Here is an 11410-nt window from a genome sequence, read left to right as displayed (position 1 = left end):
AGTACCGGGAATCGCCGCACGGTGGGCAGTCACAGCTCCGGGCGGCGGTTCACTGCCGGCATGGCCGCCGGTGTGCAGGTTGCGGTTGCTGCGCGCCGCCCTGTTGGGCAGGGGGGCTCCGCAGGAAGTGCAGAAGGCCGCCCCCGCCCGGATGGACCGCTGGCAGCGGGGGCACGCCTGGAATTCGGCGGTCACGGCGCAGGAGGTCCTTGCCTTGGCGGTTCCGGCGCTGGCGGCGCCTGCGCCGGCGTTGCCTGGGCCGGCGTTGCCTCCACCGCCTTAGCTTCCGGTGCAGGCGCTGCGGAGCCCTCCCCTTCCGGGCGGGTACGACGGCGTGCGGCCGGCTTGAGGGCCGACAGGGCCGGCAAAGCCAGCCGCCCCCTTTGTGCCAGCGGGCTGCGGCGGGCCAAGGCACTGCGTGCGTCAGCGAGCAGCGACCGCGGGGAGAACCTTGCCTGCTGCCGCTGCCAGAAACCTGCCGTAGAGGTCATCTCCTTCAGCGAGCTGTCCACGATGGTCCAGTATTCCCGCACGTCGTCCTCGCTGGGCTGGCCGGCGCCGAAGATGGACGCGTCCGCGCGGCGGGCCAGCATCGTGGTGGTGCCGCCCGCAGCCGGAAACGCCTCGGCCAGGACCGCAGCGCTTTCGCGGCGGGTGGCCCGGGTATCGACGGCGGCCCCCATGTCCGTGGCGAGGCTGACCACCTCGCTCCAGCCGCCACCTACGCGCTGCGCAGGATGGCCTTCGCTGAACCGCGACTTCCGCCGTCGTGATTTCAGCAGGACGATCAGCAGCAGCGGGAGCGCGAGGACGGACAGCGGGATCAGGGCGATGCCCAGCGCGCCCAGCAGGGCACCCCAGAAGAGCCACGGGTTGTTCTTCTTCTGGTCCGCATCCAGTGCATCGGGGGACGAGTCCGGCGGAAGGTCCGCCGGTTCCTGCGGCGGGGGCGGCGGCTGCAGCACCTGCGGCTTGGGCTTGGACTTGTTCTCGGGGTCCGGCGGGATGGGAATGTTGTCCTTGGGCGGCGTCGGATCGAAGCTCACCCAGCCCGCCCGTTCAAAGGCCACTTCCACCCAGGCGTGCACGTCATTGCCGGTGATCTTGACTTCGCCTGCCCCGTTTTCCGGACTGGTGGGTTCAGGGTAGAAGCCCATCACCACGCGGGACGGGATGCCCAGGTGGCGGAGCATGAGGGACATGGCCACCGCGTACTGCTCGTCGTCGCCCAGCATCTGCTTGGCCGTCAGGAGGTTCCTGATCCGGGCAGAACCATGGCCGGACACGCTGGGCAACTGTCCTTCGCTGACCAGCCCGTTGCTGAACGCCCCGGTCTTCTGGAAATGGGCCTCGATCTGCCGGACCCGGTCGATGGCGGTGGGGGCGTCAGCGGAGAGGTCGTTGGCCTGCGACCCCACTACCGGGGGCACTTCCGTGGCGTCGGGCAGGGATAGTTTCGCGAAGTCGTACTGCGCCAGCTGCCCGTGTTCCAGCTTCACGGGATCCGAGACCTGCACCTTGTAGGAATCGCCGCGGGAGAGCCCGTTGGTGGTGACGGCGGTATCCGTTCCGGAATTGAAGTAGAGGCCGGACGCCGCGGCAGACGCGCTGTCATCAAAGCTCAGCCCCGTGGTTTTACGGCCCCCCGGCACGAAGAATCCCTGGTAGTCCTCAACCGTGATGCTGATGGCGTAGTCCTTGGTGGGAACAACCCCGGAGGTATCCGCCAGGGTGTTGATCGACTCGGTGTCCCCCACTCTGTTGAAGTTGCCCGAGCCGTTGGGGTCCATCGTGTAGTTGGTTCCATTGAAGGCATCCAGGGCCCCCAGCCGGACCCGGCCGTCACGGGGCAGGCCCCGGACCACAAAGAGGGTGTCGTCCTTCTTGTCTTTGACAAAGGTGCGGAAACTGGCCAGCGGCGTGATGTAGTCCTTGGGGTCGAACGGCGGGACCACCACGTTCCGGAGGACCTTCCGGTCGTTGCCTGCCGTTACCAGGGGTGCGGAGAGTGCTGTGACGGCCACACTCAAGGCGATGACGCCGGCTGCCATTCCCAGCCTCCGGACCTTCGCCCGCTGCGCGGTGGCGGTATCCGTCTGCGGCCTGTTGACGGAGACCTTTCGCGTGGAGTTCTTCCTGAGGGCGTCCCGGCGGAACGTGGCCCAGGCGATGCCCAGGACCGTCAGGCCGATGCCGCGTTCGAGGGTGAGGAAGGCGGCGTTGGTGCTGAAGGCGATGCCGGTGACGAACAGGACCAGGACCGGCAGGAGCGGAAAGTAAGGGCTTCGAAGGCGCCATGTCAGGACACCGGCCACCAGGGCGGTCACCAGGGAACTCAGGAAGGGAACAATCAGCACGCCGCCTGCAGTGCCCACGGGAACACCAACCGTCAGCATGTCCTTCCAGGCAAACACCACCCCCAGGAGGAGGGTCCGGAGCGAGTCAAGGGTGGGGACAAAACCTGCGATTGCGGCGTCGGGCACCGCCAGCAGCGTTCCGAGGACCAGGTAGGCGCCGAGGGCAACTGCCGTGGTGATGAGCAGTCCGAGCCGCAGGTGAGCGTTGAGTGCGCCGATGGCCAGGCCCAGGAGGATGCCGCCGAAGCCGGAGACGAGGTAGTACCGGTCGCCGCCGAAGCTGAGGCCAAAGCCGAGCAGGCCAAGCCCCAGCAGGACCGTCAGCGCGGCGGCGTCGAGCAGGAAGTGCCAGGCCGGCTGGCCGTCGGCGAAAGCGGAGGCCGCCTGGTTACGGCCGCCGCCGGACGCACCGCGGTTGGTGCCTAATGGTTTGCTGCGGGGGCGCGTGCTGCGCGGGCGGAGGCCTTCCGTGGAGGTCATGCTGCGGCCTTTCTCAGCACAATGGCAAGGTCGTTAAGGTCGCCGAGCGTCAGCACGGTAAGGTCAGCGATGTTCGCGCGGCCGGGCGAGGCGCCGTCTTCCACCCGCACCGCGAGGCTGCGGACGCCGGGCGGCACGGACGCGGCCGCGGAGCGCAGCTGGGTGGCAGTCACGTTGCTGCCCACGACGAAGAAGACCACGGAGGCGTTGGGGACGGTGTCCGCCAGGGTCCTGGCGAGGTCGACGGCGGTCCGCCGCATGGGCGATCCCGCAATCCTGGTCATGTCATCGAGCATGTTCCGCCCGGTTTCACAGCGCAGCGGGCCTTTCTGGGTAAGGACGTCCAGCTCACGCTGCTCACGGATGGCCTGCCGGCCGATCGATGCGGCTACCGAGATGGCCATTTCGAATTCCGCTTCGGAGGCGTATTCGTCGGTGTTGATGGACAGCGAGATGGCCAGGTGGGCCCGGCGTGTTTCCTCGAACTGGCGCACCATGAGCTTGTTGGTCCGCGCGGTGGTTTTCCAGTGGATGTGCCGGCGGTCATCCCCCGGCACGTAGTCGCGGAGCGCATGGAAGGACACGTCCGCGCTGGACAGGTCCGTGGTAGGCATTCCTTCCAGGTCGCGGATAAAGCCGGCCGCCGAACCGGCCAGCGCCACCGTGCGCGGATGGACGAACAGGTCTTCCGGCTCGGTCCACAGGACCTGCCGGCGCAGCAGGTGCAGCGGGTCCGCCCGGACTGACCGGACAGGTCCGACGACGATCACGGCACGGCGCGCGGTGGGAATGGTGAAGAGGTCCTCGTGAACCTGCTGCGGCTTCATGCGGGGCAGGTGGAACACAGCCGTGACGTTGCCCACCGGAAGTTCCAGTGCTGCCGGCAGCAGGGGCCGGGCAGAGGTGTTGGACACGGCGATGCTGCCCACGGCGCTGTCCCCGACGGCCACCCGGGTGCGGGCGAGGTCCAGGAGCACTCCGTAGGAAGATCGGCCCAGGACAAAGGCGATGGCGATCAGGAACATCACGAACGCCGCGATCGCCGCCGCCTTGGCCTCCTGCCAGCCGAACGCCTGACCTGTTGACCAGAGCAGGATGGAGGCAGCCAGGACGCACCAGCCCAGGACGCTGACCACGGACAGCACGGGCCAGGCGTACTTTAGCCATGCAGTTTGGACGTTCCGCCAGGCTGGCGCCAGCGCCATGGCCGCCGTGTTCCGCGCCTCGGCCCAGACTGCCGACGGGTGCAGCTGCATAGGCCGGCCGTCCCTGTGGAAGGGTTGCTTGAGACGCTCCGCGAGCCGGGTCAACGGGGTGCCGGTGGACATATGTATGCCTTCGTTGTTGCGTGGAAGTGGTGGGGTCCGTGCCGGGACCGTCAGGCGTTGGTGCGCTGCTGGGGGGCCGCGACCTCCGCCAGGATCCGCGTCAGCACGGCTTCCGCCGTGGCTCCGGAGAACTCTGCCTCAGGATCCATGACGAAGCGGTGGGTCCACGCCACCGGGGCAAGTTCCTTGATGTCATCCGGAAGTACGAAGTTCCGCCCCTGCCCCGCCGCCCAGACCTTTGCCGCACGGACCATGGCCAAGGCCCCGCGGACCGAGACGCCCAGCCGGGTTTCGGGGGCGTTGCGGGTCTCCTCGCAGAGCCGCGAGATGTACTCGAGGACGGCGGTGTCCACGTGCACCGTGGCGGCGAGGTCCGCCATGTCGGCCACAGCCTGGGTGGTGATGACCGCGGAGAGGTCCTGGGACCGGTCCTTCAGGTTGGAGGCGCCCAGCAGCCGGACAGTGGAGGCGTGGTCCGGGTAGCCGATGGAGGTCTTGATCAGGAAGCGGTCCAGCTGTGCCTCCGGCAGGCGGTAGGTGCCTGCCTGCTCGATGGGGTTCTGCGTGGCCATCACCATGAACGGGCGCCCGGCCTCGTACGTGACGCCGTCAACCGTGACCCTGGATTCCTCCATGACCTCGAGCAGAGCCGACTGGGTCTTCGGCGAAGCACGGTTGATTTCGTCCGCCAGGACGATGTTGTTGAAGATCGGGCCCTTGTGGAACTCGAACTTCTGGGTCTTCTGGTCGTAGATGGTCACACCCGTGACGTCCGAGGGCAGCAGGTCCGGGGTGAACTGGATGCGGTTGTTGGACCCCTGCACCGTAGCGGCCAGGGCGCGGGCCAGCGAGGTCTTGCCGGTGCCGGGTGCGTCCTCGAACAGCACGTGGCCCTCGGCCAGCATGGCCGTGAAGGTGAGCCGGATGACGTGTTCTTTGCCCAGGACGGCCTGCCCCACGTTGGCAACGAGTTTCTCGAAGGTGTCTGCAAACCAGGCGGCCTGCTCGGTGGTCATGGTCACGTGTTGTTCCTTAATCTTGATCGGTAGGTTGCGCCGGGCCGGCTAGCGTTGCGGCATGCCCGGCGGCGGGCCCTGTCCGTCCCTGTTGGTGGTGTCGTGGCGGACGTAGTTCCCGGCGGCGGGGCCGCTGGTCAGGTGGTACCAAATGCCGGAGGGGTTCGCGGACGTCTTGTACCAGACCACATAGAAGTCCGAGTTGGACGGCGTGTTTTCCGGCAGCCATTTGCCGGGGCTGACGCAGCTGGAGGGATTGCCGGCCCTGAAGCTGTCAACGCCGTATCCGGGTTCGGTGCAGCTGCGGACCGGTGTTGCCGTGATGGTCCAGGAGGTGGGTACGGGAGGCGGCGGCTCCGCACCGCTGCGGGATGAATCACTGCCGATCCGGCCGGGCTGGCCCCCGCTGATGGCTCGGACCCGAAGAGTATGGGTTTCGCTGTAGCCCACGGTCCGGGAGAAGCGCCGCTCCTGCGTGTCCTGCCAGGCGCCTCCGTCCAGGCTGTACTGGTAACCGGTGACCGCCCGGCCGTTGCCGTCCGGCTGGTTCCACGTCCAGGACACCGTCCTGTCCCCCACTCCGCTGCTGTTGCTGCCTGTGACGTTCGGGGCAAAGGCCAGCCCATAGGGGTTGACCGAGTTGGAGGGGGTGCTGGCGTCCCCGGCGGTGGAACTGCGGGACGATACTGCCCAGACCACAACAGCGGTCGGGGTGCCGTTGGCTGCGGGAACAGTTCCGCCACCGGCAGCAATATTGCCGCTGCCGCCGCCGGACGTCAGGCTGTATTTGTAGGTGATTTCTTCGGCGGTCGAACCATTGCGCTGGGCTGCCGTCAGCACAGGGAAGCGCACATCGATCTTTCCGCCATTTCCTCCTGTGTCCACCAATGCCGCCGTCGGAGTTCCCACCATGCCCGGCTTGCCGGCAGCACGGATGGCCCCTGATTGGGCACTTGTCCCGCTGGTGCCCGCCTTGTTGGTGGCAGACACCGTGAAGGTGTAGTTGGTTTCGGAGTTGTCCACCGTGACGTTCTGCGAGGTACCGGCCACTTGCTGGCTGGACACCACGGCACCGCCGCGGAGGGTGGTCAGGGTGTACGCCGAGATGGCGTCGCCATTATTGTTCGGCGCAGCCCAGCTCACCTTCAGCTGGCTTTGCGAACCCACCGAACCGGCCTGCGCCGCAGACGGTGCGGCCGGAGTGGCCGGAACACCCGCCGGAACCATGGCTGCTGAATAAGGGCTCCACTCGGAGGGTTCCTTGGCATCATTGCGCGCCAGGACCCGGACTTTGTAGGAGACGCCGTTCTGCAGGCCCTTCCAGACATAGCTGACGCCAGTCAGGTTTTGGATCTGGGCGTTCTGGCCGGCGGGAGGAGGTGAGATCTCCAGGTCGTAGGACTTCACCGGTGAGCCCTTGCTTGCCGGAGCGGTCCAGTTGACGGACAGCTCCCTATCGCCGAACTTCAGCGACGGCGCCAGGGGGGTATCGGGCTTAACGTCAGGCCGGACCTCGGCGGATGCAGGCGAGCGGTCGGACTCGCCGAACTCGTTCGTGGCCGTGACCTGGAACTGGTACTTGGTGTTGTTGACCAGCCCGTTGAGGGTGCAGGTGTTGGCCGGGCAGTCCTGCCGGAACCCTGCCTCCCCGTACACGGTGTACTTAGTGATTGCTGAACCGCGGTCCGCTGGCGCCGTCCAGGTCAGGAGTGCCGTCTGGTCCCCCACGCTCTGCGCCTGCGGGGTAGTGGGGGTCTGGGGTTTGTCCTTGACTGTCAGCCGGACGCGGGCCGTGGCAGTGCGGGACTCATCGCCGGTCTTGTCGGCCACCGTGTAGGACACCACCATGGTGCCGGTGAATCCCGGCGCAGGGGTGACTGTGATGGAATCGCCGTTCACGTCCACGTTGCCGCTGCCGGTTTCCGCAGCGGCCGCAATGATTTTGAGTGCGGTCTCCGGGAACGGGTTGGCATCGTTGGCGAGCACGTTCACCGTTACGGGTTTGCCGGCGGCAACGTCGTCCTGCACGTCGTCGTTCGCCACGGGCTTCGGCCGGTTGGAAGCCGTCACCTTCAGCTGGTAGGTGGCCGTGGCTTCGAGCCCGCGGGGATCCCTGGCTTTGACCTGGACGGCGGCCGTCGTCCCGGCCCCGCTCGAGTCGGCCGCGGAAACCTTCAGGGTCCTGCCGTCGATGCCGGCGTTGAAACCGGCGGGAGATCCTCCCACCAACTCGTATTTCATCTTTTCGACGTCGTCCCGGTCAGGGTCCGCCGTCAGCTTGCCCAGGTCGGTGCTGGCGGAGTCGCCCTTGGGCACGTCAAGGTTTGCGCCCAGCAGTTCCGGAGGGTTGTTCCTGTTCGGATCAGGCAGCACCTTGGTGCGGATGCTCAGGGTGGACTTCAGGCCGGCCGGATCGTCAGGGCCGGTCCCGTCGGTCACCTCGAAGGTAAGGGAACCTGGTCCCACATAGTCGGCGCCCGCGGTGTACTTGAGTCCTGTGCCGTCGCCGGCCACGGGATCGCTGCCGTCTGCGCCGATGAGCTTGATGCGGTCCGTCTGGGTGAGCCGCGGCGAGCGGCCTTCCCGGACCTTGACCCACTCATCCAGGTCAACATCCACGGACTGGCCGGCAACTACCTCAAGCACTTCGTCCTTGGCAAGGGTGGGCACCTGCTGCCCGAGGCCCGGTACCCAGATCACCGCCGTGGACTTCTGGCCGTCCACATCCTCCACGGTGTAGGGGATGAGCTGGGACTGCTCAGTCAGGTCCACGATCATGTTGCCGTCCGCCCCGGGCCGGGCTGTGGTGGCTTCTGTGCTGATCTTGAGGTTTTCCCCTACGCCGTCCGGGTCCTCGTCGTTCTTCAGGACAGGGACGTCCACGGCGGTTTTCCCCATGGTCTGGGCCGACGTCACCCTGTCGTCACGGGCGATGGGCGCCTTGAGGGGAACCTCGTTGTCCACCACCACGCGGATGGTCCCTTGGGCGGATGCGTCCCGGTCATCGGCGATGGTGTAGCGCACGTTGACGGTCCCGGCTTCTCCGGGCGCCAGCAGGATGATTCGGCCGCTCGTTTTGCTCACGGTGGCCTGCAGCGCGGCGTCGGCATCAATGCCGTCGGTGAGGATACGAATGAGGTCGCCGTCGGGATCTGTGTCGTTGCCGGTGGCGTCGACGGCGATCTGGCGGCCGGGGCGGACCCTTACCTCGTCGTCCACGGGAGTGGGCTCCTGGTTGACCTCGCCGCGCGGCGCGATGCCCACGGTGACAGTGCCGGTGTTGACGGCGCCCTGCCGGTCCACCACCTTGTAGCGGAAGGTATCGGTTCCAGCGCCGTCACCGGCAGCGGTGAAGTCGATGAAGTTGCTGCCGACCGCAGCTGTGCCCATGGCCGGTGTACTGTCGATGCCGGTCAGCTGGACGGAGTCACCGTCCGGATCGATGCCATCCAGCGGCACTGGAATCCGGACCGTTCCGGCGGCCACCACGCGGGCCGTGAGGTTGCGCGGCTGCGGGCGTGAGTTCTCCGCGCCCTCCAGGGGAAGGATGTGGATGGTCACGGCGGCGGCGCTTTTTTGTCCCTGGGGATCCACGGCGTTGTAGATGGCGCGGACGGTCTTGGGTGCCGGACCGGCAATGAACCGGAGGGTGTTCTCCGAAACGAAGCTCTTCCCGTCGAGGGGATCAACCCCTTGCGGCAAGACCGGGTCCACGGTGAGCTCCTGGCCCTGCGGGTGGGTGTCGTTCCCGAGCACGGGGATGGTGACGACGTCGTTGACCCGAACGTTTACCTCGTCCGGTTTTGGCTGGGGTGCCTCCACCACGGCCGGCGCCGGCACGGGCACCACCGACACGCTGCCGGTGGCCGACTTCTTGCCGTTGGACATGGTGTATTCGAAGAGGAACGGGTCTTTGGTTCCGAGGATGTCGGTGATCCGAAGGACGCTGTGGTTGATGACGCTCACCGACGCGGTTGAGTTTTCCGGCAGCTTCACGGACTGCAGCACCAGGACTCCGCCGGAGGGGTCGGAATCGTTGGCCAGCGGGTCCACCAGCACGCTTCCGCCGGTGGGCATGAGCGCGACATCATGGACGGCGACGGGGTTGCCCGTTTCATCTCCGGCTTCGACGTCGACGCGGATCAGCCCCTGGCTGCTCTGCGGCCCGTTGCTGGCGATGTAGGTGAGGTAGACCGGGCCGGGGGTGGTGCTGCGGAACGTAAAGGTGCCGCCGTCGGTCACGGGGCCCAGCTCGGCCGGGCCGTTGGCTTCCACCTGGGCCAGGCGGAGGGCGCCCCCGTTCGGATCGACGTCGTTCTTCAGCGGCGAGATGACCAGGTCCTGTCCCACCACGGCCGTGACGTGGTCGGCGTTGACCACCGGTGCAAGGGCTCCCGGCGGCTGGACGTTGACCACCACTTTTCCGCTGACGGTGGCCCTGCCGTCCCAGATGGTCACCTCCACGTTCTTCCTGCCGGCGGTGGCGCCGGAGTCCTGGAAGGTCAGCAGGCCGTCGCGGCGGACCTTGACCTGGTCCTGGTCGTTGTCCGCTTTCGCGTCAAGGAGCACCAGGTCGTCGCCGTCGGGGTCGATCCAGTCGGTAAGGATGTTCTGGCTGACGGCTTTGCCCTGTTCCACGAGCATGGTGGTGTTGTCGCCGCGCTTGAACCGGGGCGGCTTGTTCTCTTCGGGGGCCATCACGCTGAGGGTGACCTGCCCGGTGGCGGAAAGGCCGCGGCCGTCTGAGGCGCTGTAGCTGAATGTTTCCGTCCCGGGTTTCGCGCCGGCCGGAACGGAGATCTGGAAGGCCGTGCCGCCGTAGATGTTCTCAAGGCTGCCGGTCTGGGGTCCGGAATTCCCGACGGCGGCCGTGAGGACATCGCCGTCGGGGTCCGAATCGTTGTCCAGGACGCTAAGGATGGTGGTGCGGCCTGGGCGCACGCCGACGGCGTCGGGCTTGGTTTCCGGCGGACGGTTGGGCTTGGTGCGGTCCGGCAGGACGTTGATGGTGTTGTTGTCCGCGGATTCCTGGTCCTGCTCGTCGGACTCGTTCTTCGGCGGGATGACATCGTCCCAGTTGTTGACCAGCTGCATGTTCTGGTTCACCAGCCACACGTTGCCGGAATTGACGTCATTCAGGACCACGAGGTCCCGGTTCACCCGGAAGACATACGACGGCGAGGCGCTCGCCCTCGGCACGTCAACATTCTTGTCATCGTCGTCATTGGCGCAGTCGCGCACATACTTGTTCGTCCCGGACCACGCCGCGTGTACGCACCCGCCCAACTGGACGGGGGCAGCCGGCACGCCCTCGCCGTCGAATGCCACCGTCTTCGCCGTGGATCCGTCCAGGGGCTGCTTCAGCAACGCCTTCCGGGTGGCGATGGCCACGAAACCGCTGGCGGGGCCGCCCTGCTGCAGCTTCGCCTCCCGCGCGTTTTCCAGCTGGAGCCGCTTTCCGCCGGGCAGGAACAACTTCCCGGCCGCCGGATCCAGAAGCACCGGCTTGTCCCCCACCACCGTGATCTGGAGATCGCCCGAACCTTTCAGCTCGGCCCAGGTTTCGGATTCCGATGTTGTCACCTCGCCGTTGGCGTCAACGGCCGTTACCGTCACGGCCCCGGATTCAGGGTCCGCCGAGTAGATCCGGTCATCATCGCCGACCGCCGAGACAATGCCCTCCGAACCGACCAACACGGGTTCTGAGGCTTCCTCGTCAAAACCGTTGACCGTGGACGGCGACACCGCCCATACCTTGCCCGATGCCGCGTCCGTCACGGAGATGACTTCCGAGCCGAAGCTGACGTCCGCCGATCCCGGCAGCTGCTTGTCTCCGCCCAGCCGCATGTTCGCCGGCGAAACCTGGTTCAGTGTTGAGCCTGTCTCATCATCGACGAAGACGTCACCGGCGTCCTGCAGGATGTCGAACGTGGTGGAAGCGGGGGTCACGGCCCCATCAAGGACGCGGGAGGGGTAGTTGAGCCGGCCCACCGCATTCTTGGACTTCGAGACCACCCACACGCCGCCGTCGTTCAGCTCCACCTCGGTGGTCTTGAACCCCGGATACAGCACGGCACCGGTGACCAGGACAACGACGGCGGCACCGAAGGCGGTGCCCGTGACGAGTTTCTTGTGGCGCCTTTTCAGCCCAAGCTTCCCCAGCAGAGTTGTCACAGCGTTACTATCCCCTGAATTACCGCTGCCAAAAGGCAACTGTCCGGCCCGGGGT

At 66.8% G+C, this 11410-nt stretch carries 4 protein-coding genes and 1 pseudogene; all 5 read right to left on the bottom strand.

Going from position 1 to position 11410, the window contains the following annotated elements; all coding sequences use genetic code 11:
- Nucleotides 1–114: 114 nt before the first annotated feature.
- Nucleotides 115–195: pseudogene (locus Q9R30_RS04255) on the bottom strand (zinc-ribbon domain-containing protein); the annotation flags it as partial.
- Entirely contained in the window at nt 192–2837 is a 2646-nt protein-coding gene (locus tag Q9R30_RS04250) for a transglutaminaseTgpA domain-containing protein (RefSeq protein WP_311216874.1), read from the bottom strand. The pseudogene Q9R30_RS04255 and the gene Q9R30_RS04250, both read right to left, overlap by 4 nt.
- On the bottom strand, nt 2834–4165 hold the full coding sequence (locus Q9R30_RS04245; RefSeq protein WP_311216873.1) for a DUF58 domain-containing protein: 1332 nt from the start codon (nt 4163–4165) through the stop codon (nt 2834–2836). Before Q9R30_RS04245 ends, Q9R30_RS04250 begins: the two co-directional genes overlap by 4 nt.
- A gap of 50 nt (nt 4166–4215) precedes the next feature.
- Nucleotides 4216–5187 (bottom strand): MoxR family ATPase, encoded by a 972-nt coding sequence (locus tag Q9R30_RS04240; RefSeq protein WP_311216872.1) that lies wholly within the window; start codon nt 5185–5187, stop codon nt 4216–4218.
- Between the two features lie 42 nt (nt 5188–5229).
- A complete protein-coding gene (locus tag Q9R30_RS04235; protein WP_311216871.1) occupies nt 5230–11355 on the bottom strand; it encodes an Ig-like domain-containing protein in 6126 nt (2041 codons plus the stop codon).
- Nucleotides 11356–11410: the final 55 nt, after the last annotated feature.

This window comes from Arthrobacter sp. AB6 (genome assembly GCF_031844545.1).
Classification (GTDB): domain Bacteria; phylum Actinomycetota; class Actinomycetes; order Actinomycetales; family Micrococcaceae; genus Arthrobacter.
This window is presented reverse-complemented; position numbering and strand designations above follow the sequence as displayed.

Excerpts from the sequence above, each read along its gene's own strand:
- Q9R30_RS04250 (WP_311216874.1), bottom strand. The coding sequence starts at position 2,837 with ATGACCTCCACGGAAGGCCTCCGCCCGCGCAGCACGCGCCCCCGCAGC.
- Q9R30_RS04245 (WP_311216873.1), bottom strand. The coding sequence starts at position 4,165 with ATGTCCACCGGCACCCCGTTGACCCGGCTCGCGGAGCGTCTCAAGCAA.